9 protein-coding genes are annotated in these 16463 nt (G+C 63.8%); 1 reads left to right on the top strand and 8 read right to left on the bottom strand.

From position 1 onward, the window contains the following. Positions 1 to 155 precede the first annotated feature (155 nt). Entirely contained in the window at positions 156 to 1115 is a 960-nt protein-coding gene (locus A4C63_RS25075; RefSeq protein ID WP_063915132.1) for an IS110 family transposase, read from the top strand. 221 nt (positions 1116 to 1336) lie between these two features. Here A4C63_RS25075 and A4C63_RS25070 read toward each other — a convergent pair whose 3' ends face one another. The 8 genes from A4C63_RS25070 to A4C63_RS25040 form a co-directional block, all read right to left on the bottom strand. Continuing rightward, complete coding sequence (locus A4C63_RS25070; RefSeq protein WP_063915131.1) at positions 1337 to 2035, bottom strand: DUF2063 domain-containing protein; 699 nt, start codon at positions 2033 to 2035, stop codon at positions 1337 to 1339. Beyond that, positions 2028 to 2876 (bottom strand): DUF692 domain-containing protein, encoded by an 849-nt coding sequence (locus tag A4C63_RS25065; protein ID WP_063915130.1) that lies wholly within the window; start codon positions 2874 to 2876, stop codon positions 2028 to 2030. Before A4C63_RS25065 ends, A4C63_RS25070 begins: the two co-directional genes overlap by 8 nt. Before the next feature lie 76 nt (positions 2877 to 2952). Further along, a complete protein-coding gene (locus tag A4C63_RS25060) occupies positions 2953 to 3444 on the bottom strand; it encodes a hypothetical protein (RefSeq protein ID WP_063915129.1) in 492 nt (163 codons plus the stop codon). Positions 3445 to 3607: 163 nt separating this feature from the next. After that, positions 3608 to 4171, bottom strand: coding sequence for a DUF4174 domain-containing protein (locus tag A4C63_RS25055; protein WP_063915128.1), 564 nt, complete (start codon positions 4169 to 4171; stop codon positions 3608 to 3610). 210 nt (positions 4172 to 4381) lie between these two features. Further along, on the bottom strand, positions 4382 to 6082 hold the full coding sequence (locus tag A4C63_RS26210) for an NEL-type E3 ubiquitin ligase domain-containing protein (RefSeq protein WP_156510930.1): 1701 nt from the start codon (positions 6080 to 6082) through the stop codon (positions 4382 to 4384). Between the two features lie 27 nt (positions 6083 to 6109). Then, positions 6110 to 8878 (bottom strand): dermonecrotic toxin domain-containing protein, encoded by a 2769-nt coding sequence (locus tag A4C63_RS26205; RefSeq protein WP_082888420.1) that lies wholly within the window; start codon positions 8876 to 8878, stop codon positions 6110 to 6112. A gap of 111 nt (positions 8879 to 8989) precedes the next feature. Next, positions 8990 to 13465, bottom strand: a complete 4476-nt coding sequence (locus A4C63_RS25045; protein ID WP_063915127.1) for an NEL-type E3 ubiquitin ligase domain-containing protein — start codon at positions 13463 to 13465, stop codon at positions 8990 to 8992. 78 nt (positions 13466 to 13543) lie between these two features. Further along, on the bottom strand, positions 13544 to 15904 hold the full coding sequence (locus A4C63_RS25040; protein WP_063915126.1) for a DNA polymerase II: 2361 nt from the start codon (positions 15902 to 15904) through the stop codon (positions 13544 to 13546). Positions 15905 to 16463: the final 559 nt, after the last annotated feature.

The raw sequence follows: 16463 nt of genomic DNA, 5'->3' as shown, positions 1-16463 counted from the left end.
CCAGAGGTGCCTTGAGCACGTGTGGGAGCACAAGCTGCCATTCACCGTTCCACTTTGGCGAGAGCCCGAACAGTTGGATGAGGGCCTAATCTCGAACCACAAGCGTGGGCCAAGCCAAAGCTCTCTCACACTGTTGAGTCTAGGAGGTTTTGGCGATGGCTTCCTTCTTGGGTATCGATGTTTCCAGTCTTTCCCTTGATGCACTGGTGCGGCCCCAGGGCATCAGGATCAGCGTGCGCAATGATCCAGCGGGCTTTGAGGAACTGGTGAAGAGCCTTCGAGGGCTCAGCATCAAGCGCATCCTTCTGGAAGCTACAGGCGGCTACGAGCTTGATGTCATGCGCTTTCTCCAGAACGCCAGCTACAAGGTCATACGCGTGAACCCCAAGCGAGCCAGATCGTTCGCGGATTCCTTGGGCATCAAGGCCAAGACCGATGCCATCGACGCTGCAGTGCTGGCCCATTTCGCTGAGGTCATTCCAGACAAGCCAACCCTGAAAACAAGCCCTGAAAGGGCCCTGTTACGAGAACTCCTTCAGCAGCGTGATCGCCTGGTCCAACAGCGAGATGACGATCGGCGGCGCCTGAAGCAGGCCCAGTCAGCAATGGTCGCCAATTTCCTGAAAACCAATCTTCAGCACTTTGCATCGCAGATAAAGTTGGTGGAGCAAGCGATCAAGCGGCAGGCCACAGTGCTCAGCGATGAACGGATAGCCAAACTGGACGAAGTCAAAGGCATCGGGATGGTAACCGCGACCAAGCTGGTAGCGCTCTTGCCGGAACTGGGGCACGTGGAGTCCCGGGAAATAGCCTCTTTGGTCGGTGTGGCCCCCTTCAATCACGACAGCGGAAAGTCCGTGGGCAAGCGCTTTATCTCAGGAGGCCGATTTGAGGTCAGGCGTGCGCTGTACATGGCGTGCCTGGTAGCGGTGAAACATAATCCAACGCTCAAAGCCCGATATGAGGCGCTGCGTGGGCGAGGGAAACTTGCCAAGGTTGCGCTTGTAGCCTGCATGAGAATCTTCATCGTGCGCCTCAACGCGATGCTCAGAACGGGCACGCCGTGGCGGGATGACTTACCGCAGCCTGAAAACATGGCGCAAATCACAGCGTGATCCTGTGGGAGCGGGTTACCCGCGAGACGACACCGCGGTGGATGGCACGGGCTTCGCCCGTGTTCGCGGGCACGCCCGCTCCCACAGGGGGCGCGCCAGCTTTTAGAAATTGAGCAAGACAGTTGCTCCCACAGGTACAGCGCATGCCCGGAATCTTGCGCCGTAGCTGTGGGAGCTGGCTTGCCGGCGAAAGGGGCGCAACGCGCCCCCAGTACCACGCTTCAACCTGTACCGATGATAACCCCCTGCTCGCGCAGCCCCTCCAGCAATGCCAACCCCTGTTGCACATCCCCGCCCAGCGCCTCCAGCCGCGCCCGCCCACTGCCCTGCTCCAGCGCCAGCAACCGATACGCCAGCGGCGCCAGGCGCGCGAAGCGCACCTTCAACCCCGCATCGCGATAAACCAGCAACAAGGTCGGTGCCTCTGGCGCAACCGTTGGCTGGTAATCCGCCCCGATACGCTCCACCGGCCAGCGATAGGCCAACACCCGCGCCACACACGACAACAGTGGCTCCCCTTCCAACAGGTCGCCTGCCGGGTCATGGGCCGGGTCCTCGGCATCGCTCAGATACAACTGCGCCTCGACCCACTCATAGTGGGCCAGTTCCAACTGCCAGGGCGCATCCAGCTCGATGCCTTGCAGGTAATCGACAAACGCTTCGGAAATCTCGGTGAACAACGGTGTCTGGCTGCGATAGTTGGCATAGAAATCACGCACACGGGCATGCCAGCGCGGTTCGCCCAACGCCTGACGCATCACCGGAAAACTGCCGGCCAGCAAACCTTCGATAGCACCATAGAACAGCTCGCGGTAAACCTTCAGGCGCCTGGCCTCCACGCCCGGCGGCGGTGCATGGCGCTGCGGGTCACGCAGGTGCCGGGCCAAGGTGTACTGCTGCTCACGCAAGGTCTCATTCATCTGTCTGCCCTCCCGAAGCATGCTGCACAGTGCGGATGCGCGCCGTTTCGGCGAGCAGTTCGGCCAGCGGCGGGTAGTTGAAATCACGCTCGAGCACGGTCGGTTGCACGCCGAAACGCGCACAGGCGACGGCGTACAGCGCCCATACATCTTCCTTCACCGCGGCCCCGTGGGTGTCGACCTTGAGGTCCGGCGCTTCATCGTAGTGGCCGGCCACGTGCATGCCGGTCACCCGAGTCTGGGGCAAGCCTGCAAGGAACTCGCGGGCGTCATAGCCGTGGTTGCAGGCGTTGACGAAGACGTTGTTGACGTCCAGCAGCAGGTCGCAGTCGGCCTCATCGAGCACCGCACGAATGAAATCGAGTTCGCTCATCGCCTGGTACGGCGCGGCATAGTAGCTGATGTTTTCCACGGCAATGCGCCGCTCCAGGTATTCCTGGGCCTGGCGAATCCGCGCGGCCACATGGCGCACGGCTTCCTCGGTGAACGGAATGGGCATCAGGTCGTACAGGTGCCCGTCATCGCTGCAGTAGCTCAGGTGCTCGCTGTACAAGCGCACCTGGTGGCGATCGAGAAACTGGCGGGTCTGGCCAAGGAAATGGTGGTCCAGCGGCTCGCTGCCCCCCAGCGACAACGAAAGCCCGTGGCAGGTAATGGCAAAACGCTCGGCCAACTGGGCCAGGCCCTTGCCATAGGCACCACCGACGGCAATCCAGTTTTCCGGTGCACATTCGAGAAAGTCCACGGCGCCAGACTCCAAGGCCAGCAGTTCCGGCAACAGGCCGCGGCGCAGGCCAAGCCCGGCCTGTAAAGGTACAGCGGACGAAGATGTGGGGTGCATGAACAGGTCTCCGCAACAGGCTCAACGCCCCGCCTGACCAGCAGGAGGGGCGTTGCGCGGTTCATGGGGTGGAAGGTCAGGACTTGCCGGTCAGGTGGCTGAACAGGCCCTCGGGCATGGCCTTGCCATTCGCCTGGTAGATCGCCTTGAGGTGATCCGCCGCCTCCTGTTCGGAGATGAAACCATCATGGTTGCTGTCGATCTTGTCGAAGTCGCCGGCACGGTCTTTGGCCACCGCCAGGAACTCGTCGCGCGAGACCTGGCCATCGTGGTTGCTGTCGGTCTTGGCGAACGAGGCATCACCACACTTGCCCTCGCCACACTTGCCTTCAGCCCCGGCCTTGGCGCTGGCGCCGCATTTGCCCTCACCGCATTTGCCTTCGCCCTGGGTGGCCTTGGCGCTGCCACCACATTTGCCTTCACCACACTTGCCCTCGCCGGCCACCTTGGCCGAAGCCAACTGGTAACCCTGGGCCAACGGTTCGACGGCAAAGGCGCTGCTGCTCAATGCCATGCTACCGATCAGGGCAGCGCCGAGCAGGCCGAGGGTGTTTCGTACTTGAGTCATGGTGTCGCTCCACTGTGGTTGGAATGTGGAGCCATTAGGCCGTTGCGGTATGTCGTGGATGTATCGCGCGGGGTGCGGTTTTGTATGGGAATGGGTCTGCGTCGTGGGCAGATACAGTGGGATACACAACGGCCCCGAGGTGCGTCGGGGCCGTTGTGCCGGGTCAGTCTTCCAGCGGTTTGGGCGGCGCGGCCGGCTTGGCGGGCTTGGCAGGCTTACTGTCCTTGGCCTTGGCTTTGTTTTCCGATACCGCCGCGGCCACAGGCTGCTCGGGCGCCGTCACGGCTTTTTCGCTGGCGGGCAGGTCATCGACCGCCTTGAGAATCACCTGCGGGTCGATAACCTCGCCACTCTCGTCGTCCTTGAGCATGTGCCGCTCACCGTCCTTGCCCACCAGGATCACCTTGGTGCCCTTGCTCGCGCCCAGCTTCAACTCGCGGATCAGGGCCATGGTGGTCTGCTGCTCGAGGTTCTTGTCCTCACGCTTGCCCATCATGTTGGCGACGCTGTAGACCACCAGGTTGCGCTCTTTGAAGGCGGCCTGGGTGGCCGGGTCCTCAAGGGCTTTGTTCAACCCACGCAACGTCGGGTCGGCGCTACTGGGCGCAATGACGACCAAGGGCCTGGCCTTGCCCAGTTCCTTGGCCAGCGGCGCGTCACTGTCGGCGGCGAATACTGGGCCGACAAACGCGAGCAAGGTGGCGAGGGTCAGTGACCGGACGAGCATGCGTATCTCCTTATTCTCTCGATAAACCAAAGACTACAGATCAGGGAGAAAAATCCTACAAGCGAGCCTAAACCAACCGAGCCGGCACGTGCGTATGCAAAGGTAACTTGGCATTTCCCCCGGGCACATGCGGCGCTCAAGCGCACCATCGATGCCCGATATTGAGCATAGTTCATCGCCATACCACTGCCCGTGCCGGCACCGACGACTTCAAGTCGCCGCCTGCTCTGCCTGCCCGTCCAGCGCATCGAGCGTCAGCGTCATCATCAGTTCGCGTTCCGCCGCCTGCCGCTCGCTGGCCACCTGATTGATTTCGGCCAAACGTTCCGCCTCGGGCAGGGTGAAATCGCCCTGCAATGCCTCCAGGCGCTCGTGGAAGGGTGCGTCGAGCAATTCGAACTGCGCTGCATAGGCAGCACGCAGGTGAGCTTGCCAGAAATCACGCACGATCAATGAACTGGCAAGCCGCTCCCCGGTTTCATTGGCAAGCACCCAGTTCCGCGCCTGCGCCAATTGCGGCGCCCCTACCTGGGCGAGCGTACGAAAGGTCATGCCACTGGTCAAAACCGGCAACTCGAGCTGCTCGCGCAGGCCCAGGCGATAAGCTAGCACTATGTCGACCGGGTCTGTACCTCGCCCTTCGAACTCACGCGCAAGCACATCCTGCTGGGCAAACTGATCGACCTCATCCAGCCGCCACATTTGCCGACCGAGCCGCAGTAGTGCCTGCTCCTGCCCGCCCGCCGCCGCCTGAGTACGGGCCCGCCACGCCAGCAAACGCAGCTCCAGGTCGCTGAAACGCAGGGCCACGCTGTCCTGGCAGGTCAACTGTTCAGCGTCATTGAACATCAGGTCGCGAAGCTCGTCCGACCCTCTCATGGCGCGCAGCAGCTCCAGCACCCGGCCAGCCAGGTAACGTGCCCCGGTCAGATGCTGGAAGTCCTCGGTCTCCATCAAGCGTTCAATCAGGTTGAAGAACTGCGTGGCATCGGGCATCGCTTCCAGCGCCTCCCAATGAGCGCTGAGCTCGGTACGCAAGCGGACCCCGACGGCATCCATCCAGCGCAACCGCGCGGGCACCGCCGCCGCGCCGCCATCGGCCATTGCGGCAAGCAACACTGCATGCAGCCGTTGGGCTTCGGGCTCGCTAAAGGGATTACCTCTCAGGCGCACTTCGTGCTCCAGCCACAGCCGGGATTCATAGAAACCCTCCGGCATGCTGGTTATCAAGTTGTCGCGAAAGTCCACCACCCTCAGGGAGGTGCTTTGGAGGAGACCATAAGGGACATCCCGGATGCCCGTGTCGGCAAGCCGCAGCTCGCGCAGGCGGGGCAGCCCACTCAACGAAAACGGCCGCCCCAGAGGGTTATGCGACAAGTCGACGAACACCAGGTTGGGGCAGCTGGCAAGAATGGTGGCTTGCCCGGCATCCAGGCTGATGCGGTTTCGCTGCAGGCTCAGACGCTGCAGGTTGGACATGCCCAGCAGCGCTTGCGGAATTCGGGCGAGCCGATTGTTGGGCATTTCCAGACCACGGATATTCGGGAATGCGCGCAAGAAACTCTCGGGCACATCCTCGAGATGCATGTTCTGCAGCGTCAGCACATGCACATGGGCAAACACCACCTGCTCGGAAAACGCCGGCAGGTTACTGGTGCGCATTTCAGTCATGTCCCAACGGTAGACCGTACCGGGCGCCATCTCGTGGGCCCCTTCCTCGATCATCTGTTGCCAGCAACTGCGCAATGCACGTCGCAGCCTGCGCCTGCTCTCTCGCTCCGCAGTGGTGGGAGCCGCATGAACCCAGCGACGCAGCTGGGTGGTGAGTGCGTCGAAGGTCTGCTCGTACTGCTGCAACGTGCGCTCCAGCCCCAGAACCGAGCCGCGCGCCCGTTCTACCCAGGCAAACACCTGGTCATCGGTGAAGGTCGGGTACAGTTAACGCACGCGGCGCAGGATCGGCCCTGGTCGATACGCACTCGGCGAGCCACCCGGAAGACGCCCGCTCAGGGGGTAGCCGATGCGGCCGTCCGCCAGCCGGGTGGGCAGGTGCAGCCCCGACGTGCGCGAAGGGCTGAGCAGTTGCTCGACAGCCTGGCGCCTGGCCAGGGCCTGGCGTGTGAGCAGCACCCGCAGGTTATGGGCAAAAGGCTCGGGCACCTGCAGGGCTGCGCGCAGGTCATCGCCATAGGCATGGCTGATGACCTCGAACAGCTCGCCCGCCTCGCCAACGGCCAGCCCTTGCGGGTCGATACGCTGGAACAGCCCGTCCTCGAAGGCCAGGTCGCAGACCGGGCTACCCGCCTGCATCGTGGCCACCGGTACAGCGCGTTCGCCGCCATTGAACAGCCGCCAGCGTATCCCGCCGCTGGCGGCCGGTAAGTGCTCGAGCATCGCCAGCACAACGCGGGCCAGGTCGAGGTTTTGCGGGGTGTTCCAGTGCAGCGCTTCGAACACCCGCACCCTGCGCACATCAGTCAGTCGCTGCCTGGCGGCCTCGGCCAGGCGTAACGGAATACGCCCGGTCAGTTGCAAGCGCTCACGGTCCACTGCACTGGCCGTGGCCAGCAGCGCCTGTGCGGCACGCCAGGAAAGGCCCGGGAACACGCGCCGCAGCAGCGTGATGTCGGGGTTGCCTGCCGACGCCAGGGCTTCGGCCTGATAAACCGCCTCGAACAACCGCCGCCGCTGGGCCCAGGCAAGGTCCGCCAGAGCCTGCCCGGAAAGCCCTGCGGCGCCTTCAAGGCCTTCGAGCTGCGCCAGCAGCACACTGTCTTCAGGCTGCTGCCCCGAGCGCAAACGGGCCACCAGCGTACGAATGCGCTGGTCGATCAGCACCCGCTGGGCGCTGTCGACTACCCCCGGCTCCGGCGCCCGTCCCAGTACATGCCAGGCACGTAACTGGTCGCTGCCCAGGTCGTGGATGCCCAACACTTCGTCAACCTGCTCGTCCTGCAACTGCGCCAGTTGGCCGCCAAGGCGCCTGAACAGGTAGCGAGGCGCGTCCCACTGCAAGGGCTGTTCGTACCAGAGCCTCCAGGCGCCGGCACCATTGTGCACCAGCAGCGGCCCGTGGCCATTGCGCGGCAGCAATTGCCAGCAGCCATCGGTACTGCGCTGCACCACCCGGTAGAAGTGCTCATCGATGGCCACCCAGGCCCGCTCACCCTGGCGCCAAACGCCTTGCGCATCACTCAGCGCATCGGCAGGCGGCGCCTCGCCACGAAAGGCTGCCAGGTCACCGTCCCATAAACACACGGCACCGTCCTCCAGGCGCGCCTGGGGCATGCTGTCGACCCGCAGCGAGCGCTGCCACAGGCGCCGCGCCCCGCCCAGCACGGTGCCTGTGGCCGCGATCACGGCCAGGTCGATGGCCACCTCGGTGACATGGTCCAGTGCGTCACGGACATCCCCTTCTTGCCACGCCGCCACCGACTGAAACACCTCATCCAGCCATTTCCAGGCAAGCATGGCCAGCAGCACGGTCCCCAGTGCGGGCAGGTAAAGACTGGCAGCCCCCAGGGTGGTCATCCCCAAGGCCGCCAGGCGCTGCTCGTGCGCCTGCTGGACCTCCCGGTCCAGCTTCGCGACAGGGGGCGCGAACACCTGCGCATCATCCTTGACCTGGGCAACACGCAGTGCCGCGAGGTGTTTGAACACATAAGCCCCCATAAGGTGCATGCGCTCGTCAAGGTCGATGTTGGCCCATTTCGTCAGGTCGTCGTAGCCCGCCACGATGCGCGAAAAAAACGCCTGGCTGTCACGTGCCCGCACGAAGCGAGCGAAAAACTGCCGGTACGTGGCCATGCGCAAGCGCTGCCCCAGCACGCGCCGGGAAAATTGCGGCAAATCGTCATGGGCGCTCCACGCGCCGTGGGGGTCACCCGGGATATACACCAGCACGCGTCTGGTACTGGTGTGCAACGGGGCAAAGGTTTCATCGCGAACGTCGAGCACCACGATCTGCTGAAGCGGGCAACCCAGCACTTCAAGGCGCTTGCCCAGCACCCGTGTGTCATTGAGCTGAGATAACCAGCCGTCACGCCACAGATTGACCAGCAACTCAAGCTCTGCTGCGTCGAGAACACCCGCGTGGCGAGCCTGCATGGCATCGATCAGCATGCCGTGGCGCACGCTGTCTGCCAGCAGCGCCTTGCTCTGCGAGGTTGCCAGGTGGCTGTCCAGATGCTGCTGGTACCGCTCGCCCAGGTCCAGCTCGCGTACCAGGCTGGCAAAGGCTACGGCGCTGGGAGATTCCAGTGCCGCGCCGTTGGCCTGATACAAGCCACAGCCCGGCGCCTGGCCACCGGCCTTCGCCTCGGCAGCGGTAAAGCCGTGCAACGCAGCCTCGAGCAGGGGGATCTGGTAATAGACCCGCTCGGTCAAAGGCACGCGAATCGGCGCATAGGTGCTCAGTGGTTTTTCAAATGCCGCACGCATCCACAAATGGTCAAGGTCGTGTTCCAGGCCGTAGCGGGCTTGCAGCGCCTGTTTCAGCAAGGGTGTGGCGAAGCGGTCGATCGGCACAATCTGCCGCAACAAGGCCTGCAAGCGGTATCGGCAGTCCAGGCTGCCTCTCAGTGCCTGGCACAGGACCTTCATGTGCTCGGGGTTGCCCGGTCGCATCCAGCCGGGCAAGCGCTTGGCGATGATAGCGTCCTGCTCGGCTTGTTCGAGCAGGTCGTGTGTGGCTTGCAAGGTACCCATGATGCCGCCTCCGCGTGCTGGAAAAAACGCAAGGCTATCGACGGGCTAAGCCCCCAGGTGCCTAGCGGATTACTACCCGCCTCACCAGCAAGGGCAGCCGCCCAGGCACCGCTACCTGGGCGCAGCCACGGGTATCATCACAGCCGCCAGGTGGCGGCCCAACGCCTCCCGTGTCAGTTGCCTGGTCACATTGAGTTCCCACTGCTGCACGCGGTCCTGAAGCCGATCGATGTCCGCTTGCGCGGCGTTGCGCTCGATCAGCGCCTCCAGTTCGGCATGAAAGAAATGCGGCGTACTCAAGCGCGTCGCGAAGGCGCGTGCCAGGTGCTCCTTCCAGAACGCTGTGGTCGACAGGTAATCGACCAGCGCGTCCCTGGACTGGGCAACCCGCACCAGCTGCGCGGCGGCGTCGATATCCTGCCGCGACAGGTTGGCAACGCCGGGGTTGAGCATTTCGTCGTGCTCGATAGGCAGGTCCAGGTCGTCGGCCAGCGCCAGCCGGTAGGCCAGTGCGAACTCCAGCGACTCCTCAGGCCGGCCAGCACGTACGGCGTGCAAGCCACCCACCTGGTCGAGGGTATCCAGCCGCCAGCATTGCCCACCCAGGTGCAACAGCGCCCGCTCCGGGTCCTCGGCCACGCTGCCGTGCAGTGCTTTCCATGTGCGCACACGTACTTCCAGGTCGCTGAAGCGCAAGGTTGCATTGTCCTGGCAATGCTCGGTCAGCGCATGCGCGTACAGTTCCGTGCGCAACAGTGGTTGTTCGCTCATGGACACCAGCATGCGCAGCACCCTGAGTGCCAGGTAGCGCGCCAGGAATTCCTGCTGGAAATCGGCCGAACCGGTCAAGCGCTGCAGCAGGTGAAAGAAGTCTCTCGACGCCTCCTGGCCATTGAGCTTGCCCCAGATATCCGCCATGCGATCTCGTTCAGCGGGCTGCACCAGATCGGTCCAGCGCAGCATCGTCGGCACCTGGTCTTCGAGCACCTCGTGCCAGGTATCCTGGTCACGCAGCAAAGGGTTGCCTGCAAGCCAGACCCGCCCGGTGTGCCACAAGCCCGAGCGATAGAACCCGTAGGGCAAGGTGCGGATCGCGTTGTGGCTCACGTCCAGCGCATGAAGGTGCGGCGCTTCCATGACTCCGGCAGGCATCTGCGTCAACTGCGTCCCCCGCAGCATCAGGGCATTGAGCCGGGGCATGCCCGCCACTGACAGCGCACTGCGCAACGGGTTGTGGGACAGGTTGAGGTACACCAGCGAGCGGCAGGCCTGCAGCAGGGCCGGCATGCCGCCCTCGGGCCCGATCTGGTTGTTCGACAGGTCCAGCACCTGCAGGCGCTCGGCCATGGCCTGGGTCAACGCCAAGGTACGCAATCGGCAATTGGTGATGTTCAACGTGCTCAGCGTGGAGAAGGCGCGCAGAAACGTTTCCGGCACGGAGTTTATCTGCAGTGACCGTAATGCCAGGTCCGACACATGCGCAAAGCTGACCGTCGCCGGGATAGCCGGAAGCGCATCAATGTCACTGCTGTAGCAACTCAGCAAATAGCCGCGGTCTGCCTCTACAGCCCCCAGTTGTTTGGGCACCAGGTAGCGCCAGCAGTCAACGAGGCCCCGGGCGAACTCGCGACGCGCCTTCCAGGCCCAGGCTTTGACCGTACCCACCTGCCAGCTCTTCAGAGTCTGGCGCAACGTGCCCAACTGTTGCCTCAGCTCGGCCAGCTCCGTCGCAGGGTCACGTTGCGACGCCCGCAACCGTTCCAGCCAATGCTCGACTTCGTCATCGTCGAAGCCCGGGTAAAGGTCACGCAGCTCGGCGGCCAGGTTCCTGACTACGGCCCGCTCCAGGCCCAGACACTGGCGCCAGCCACTTAACGGGTAGCCGATGCGGCCGTTGGCCAGGCGTAAGGGCATGAACACAGCGCCGTTCGAGGGCCTGATGCCAAGCACTTCAGCGATTACTTCCCGCTGTTGCGCCACCCGCCGCGCCAGCTCGCTGCGTAGCTGCAAGGCGAAGGGTCTGCCAATGGCCAGTGCCGCGCGCTGCTCACGGGTATACCCGCTGGCCATCTGCTGGAACAACTCACCCGCCGTGCCCAAGGGCCCCTGGCCATCGTTGAGTTGGAACAGGCCATCCCGGTACCTGAGCTGCAACTGCCGCCCGCCCCCACGGGTGCTGAACAGCGGCGTAACGGCGTCACCGTCGAACAATTGCCAGCGCGGGCCGATGTCCACGCCAGGCATGCGGTCGAGCATGCCCAGGGTGAAGCGCGCAAGGTCAAGGGTTTGCGGCGTATCGAACAACAGGGCTTCGTGTACACGTATGCAGCGGATGCGCTTGACCAGTGCCGCAGCCGAGATCAACAGGTCGTCCGGGCTTGCCGTGCCCAGCAGATGTTCCGCCGCAAGCCGGTGCAGGCTGGCAAAATCGCGCTGTAACGCCTGCGTATCGCCGGTCACCGGGTACTGTTCGTAGTACAACTGCCCCAGCAACGAACGGCGACGGTTCCAGAGGTAATCGGCCAACTCGTCATTCGCCACATCCTCTGTACTCTGCCAGCGCTGTGCCCGGGCAAGCAGTGCCGTGTCGGCCACCGCCCCGCCTGCGCGCAGCTGGTTGACCAGGACCTTGATGCGGTTCGCCAGCCTGACCCGGCTGACGGTGTCCACCAGGCAGGCATCCGCTGCCTGGCCGCACACATGCAAGCCGCGCAGGTCGTCCGGTTCCATCCCGTGAATGGCCAGCACGTGATCGATCTGGTCGTCTTCCAGTTGCCTGAACTCACCGCCCAGGCGCCGGAACATGGCGTGTGTGTCATCCCACTCCACCGGCTGCTCGCACCATACCCGCCAGGCACCGGCGCCGTTGTGACGCAACCGTGGGCCGTGGCCTTGCCTGGGCAGCATGCGCCATTGCTCGTCGTCGCCCTGTACCACTTCGTAGAAGTAACCCTGCATGTTCACCCAGCAACGCTCGCCCAGGCGATACACACCCTCGGCATCGGGCTGCACCTGCAGCGCAGGCGGCGCGGTGCGAAAGGGAGCCAGGTCGAAGCGCCAGAGCTTTTCGCTGCCATCCTCGAGCCGCGCCGTGACCAGTTGTTCGACCAGGTCGGTCTTACGTACCACCGCGCCGGCCAGCACAGATGTGACACCCACCGTGATGACCGTCCTGGCGATGTTCAGCAGGTGCTCGACCGCAGCCCGGGTATCGCCCTCTCGCCAGTTTTCCACCGCATGGAATGCGTCCTTGAGCATGTCCCAGGCCATGGCTGCCACCATCACCGCGCCAATGAGCGGCACGAACAGCCCAGCTACCCCTGCCGCAGCCCAGGCGCCGGCCTCCAGGCGCTCACGCTGCGCCTGCTGCACGCCGCTGTCGATCATGCGCACTGGTACCGCGATGAATGCCGCGTCATCCTTGATCACATCGATGCGCGCCTGTGCCTGGTGGTCGAACAAGGGCAGTGCACAATCCACCAGGTGCTGCTCCATATCCCGCGAAGCTGCTTCGGTCACATCCGCAAGCTCATCGGTAACCCGGGCGAAAAAACGGGCCTGATCACGCAGGCGCACGAAACGCCTGAAAAAATGCTGGTACTGAGGGTCGGCAAGGCGTTTGCCCAGGGTCCTGCGGACAAACGTGTCGAGGTTTGGCGCAGCACACCAGGGGCTGACCGGGTCACCAGGCAGGTACACCAGCACGCGCCTGGTGCTGGTAAAACCCAGCGTCGTGCGAGTGACATGCAGCACGATGATCTGCTCCAGCATGCACCCAAAGGCTTGCAGACGTCTGGCAGCGACAGGGTCGCCCTCGAACCTGCCAGGCGCGCCGCTGCTGCACACCCCCAGTATCAGGGCCAGTTCTGCAGGGGTCAGGGCCGCCTCGGTCATTGCCTTGAAGGCATCCACCTGCATGTTCGACACCAGCTGTGCCTTGAGCGTGGCTTGCAGGCCCTCGGTGCCCCTGGCAGCCGGGTACAGGACGGTGTCCAGATGCTGCTGGTAACGCTCACCCAGGTCCAGCTGGCGGCACACCTTGGCCAACGCCGGAGCGCTCACCCCCGGTACCACCACACCCGCCGTGTCCACCAGGCAGTCGCTGCGCGGCAGGGTGCCCGGGCTCGCTTCATCCTCGGTGAAATTGGCCAGCGCAGCATCGACAAGCGCGATGTCGTAGTGGTCTTTTTCCTGCTGCGCCAGGCGGCCCGTGGCCAGTTCGGGATCAGGCGAAAGGGTGAAGTAGGTATGGCGGTAGTACAACGTATCGGGGTCATGCAGGGAATGCAGTTTCTCCTGCAACGCCCGCTGCAGCAGCGGCTTGCAGAACGCGTGAATACCTTGCAGCGGCGCCAGTTGGCGCTGCAGGCGCTGGCGGCAGTCGAAACTGTCTTGCAGGGCTTGCAGCAGCGTCGTCAGTTGTTCAGCTGTTACCGAAGAAGGTGGCTGCTGCGCACTGTCGGGGCTTGCCAGGTGCAGTCCGCTCAGCCAGGCCGGCAAGCGGCGTGCAAGGATGCCGTCCTGGAAGCCTCGCTCCAGGTCCAGGGTGGTGGGCAATGCTCGGGTCGGATTCAGACGGTTCTGCATGTCGCGCCTCCAGGGTAAACGGAGGTGCGAAACTAGTGGCTTCCACTGGCCAGCGAGTGCTAGCCAGGTACCACCGCGTCAGAACAACAGGAGCTGGCGATCGGTCAGCGCAGCGAAATCATCCCCCACGAACGGCAGAATGGCATCGGCCACCGGCTGCAGTTGGCGGCTCAGGTAATGATCGTAATCGATGGGCGCCTGCGGGTTCTCCAGCGGCTCGGGGCCCGCGGTAGTCATCAGGTAGCTGATCCAGCCGCCGCGCTGGTACTGCTTTGGCCGGCCCAGGCGGCTGTTGTAGTCATCTGCCAGGCGCGCTGCGCGCACATGGGGGGGCACGTTGCGTTGATAGTCGGCCAGCGGCCGGCGCAGGCGCTTGCGGTAGACCAGCAACTCGTCCAGTTCACCGGCCAGCGTCTGCCGCACATAGTCACGCACGTAGTCACGGTACGGCTGCCCACGGAAGATCCGCGCGTACAGCTGTTGCTGGAACTGCCGGGCCAGCGGCGACCAGTCGGTACGCACCGACTCCAGGCCCTTGTAGACCATCTCCTCGCTGCCATCGGCCCGCAGCACCAGCCCGGCGTAGCGCTTCTTGCTGCCTTCGTCCGCGCCACGGATGGTGGGCATCAGGAAGCGCCGGTAATGCACCTCGAACTGCAGTTCCAGCGCGCTTTCCAGGTTCATCTGCTGGCGCAGGTGTTCGCGCCACCACTGGTTGACCTGGGTCACCAGGTCGCGGCCGATGCTTGCCGCAGCCTCCTCGCCATGGGCGCCCTTGAGCCAGACGAAGGTGGAGTCGGTATCCCCGTAGATCACCTCATAGCCCTTGGCTTCGATCAACGCGCGAGTCTGGCGCATGATCTGGTGACCGCGCATGGTGATCGACGAAGCCAGGCGCGGGTCGAAGAAACGGCAGCCGCTCGAGCCCAGCACCCCATAGAAGGCATTCATGATGATCTTCAGCGCCTGCGACAACGGCGCGTTGCCCTCGCGCTTGGCGGCTTCCCGGCCCTGCCATACCCGCTCGACGATGGCCGGCAGGCAATGCTCGCTGCGCGAAAAGCGCCCACCCCGGAAGCCTTCCACAGAATGCTCGTCATCGGGCTGGCGCAGGCCTTCGACCAGCCCCACCGGGTCAATCAGGAAGGTTCGAATGATCGACGGGTAAAGGCTCTTGTAGTCCAGCACCAGCACCGAGTCGTACAGGCCCGGGCGCGAATCCATGACGAAACCACCGGGGCTGGCTTCGTCAGGGCGGCTGCCCAGGTTGGGGGCGACGAAGCCCAGGCGGTGCATCTGCGGGATGTACAAGTGACAGAACGCGGCTACCGAACCACCGCTACGGTCAACGGCAAGGCCGGTAACCGATGAGCGCTCAAGAAGGAATTCGAGCAGGCGGGTGTGGGCGAAAATGCGCGTCACCAGCTCGCAATCCTTGAGGTTGTAGCGCGCCAGGGCCGGTTTGTCCTCGGCAAAGCGGCGGTTGATTTCGTCCATGCGCTGGTAAGGTGTGTCGATGGCCTTGCCTTCACCTAGCAGGGTTTGCGCGACACTTTCGAGGCTGAACGACGGGAAGCTCCAGGTCGCCGAACGCAGCGCCTCGATGCCGTCGATCAGCAGCCGCCCCGGGGCATCGGCGAACACGTGGCCGCCACTGGTATGGCTGCGCAAGGTCATGGGCGCGCCATTGCGCCCCAGTGCCAGCGGTACCTGCAGCAGCTTGGCGTGCTCATGCAGCAGGCGCAGGTCGAACTGGACCAGGTTCCAGCCGATGATTGCATCCGGGTCATGCGTGGCCATCCACTGATTGAGGCAGGCCAGCATCTCGGCGCGGTCGGCGCAGTAGTGCAAGTCGAAGTCAAGTCCATCAGCCGTGCCATTGACCGGGCCGAGCATGTACACCTGGCGCTGGCCACAGCCTTCCAGGGCAATGCTGTACAGTTCACCCCGCTCGCTGGTCTCGATATCCAGCGACACCAGGCGCAGCGGCGGGCGATAACCCGGCAGGGGTTTGAGCTGGGCATCGCAGAGCACGCCCTGGGCATCCGGCTGACCGGTGAACTGCACCGGGGCAGTGATGAAGCGCTCCATCAGGTAGCGCTCGGGCGGGCGGATATCGGCCTCGAACACCTCGATACCGGCTGTACGAAGGCGTTGCTCCAACTGCATCAGTTGCCGGTGCTGGCGGCAGTACAGGCCCAGCACCGGGCGCTGGTCAAAGTCCTTCAGCTGCAGTGGCCGCAGCTCGACACCGGGTTCGTTGGCCAGCAGCACCCGTGCGTGCGCTTCCTGCGCCTGGGGAATGAAAGCCACCGATACCTGTGGCGCCAGGCGCAACTGCCGTGGCCCCTGATCGGTGGCCAGCCAGAATTCCACGCAGGTGCCTTCGGGCGTGTCATGCCAATGCCGGGTCAGGACAAAGCCCTGCTGCAACTCCACCGCGTCGACCTCTGAATCGTTTGTTTAGGGGGTGAACCCGCGAACACCGGCGCAGCCGGTGCCATCCATCACGCCGCTTGGTTCAAAGACCGGCCTGTGACCACTTATTACATCCCCAACACCATGTAACGTCACGAGTCGAACTTTCCTACACATTTTTCGGAAGCCGGACCAGCGACCCGGAACCCTTGCCTCGTTAGTGTCGAGTGCTTGCACCCCGTGCAATTCACCACACGTGCCCGCATGCGCCAGGAGGCTGCATGCGGGCGCTCACCTGCCCGATGGAATGAACAGCAGGAACACTAATGAGCGCACAACACACTCTACGCGTTACCCCAAATACCCTCACTCCAGCCTGGATGATTCATCCCGTCACCTGGAGTACCCGCCATGGATAAATGCTCCGGCGTCGTCGCCCCCACCGAGACCTTCGACAAGGACGATGTCAGCGCCAGCACCGAACTGCTGGCGCAATGGCTGACCGACCTCACCGGCCATCTGGTCAACTGGCGCACCGTCATCACCGTCGCGGAGGTATTACCCATCGCCGGTTCGGTAT

Source organism: Pseudomonas sp. p21, from assembly GCF_001642705.1.
In the GTDB taxonomy this organism is placed as follows: Bacteria; Pseudomonadota; Gammaproteobacteria; order Pseudomonadales; family Pseudomonadaceae; genus Aquipseudomonas.
Note: the sequence above shows the minus strand (reverse complement) of the source record. Positions and strands in the feature narration are given on the sequence as shown.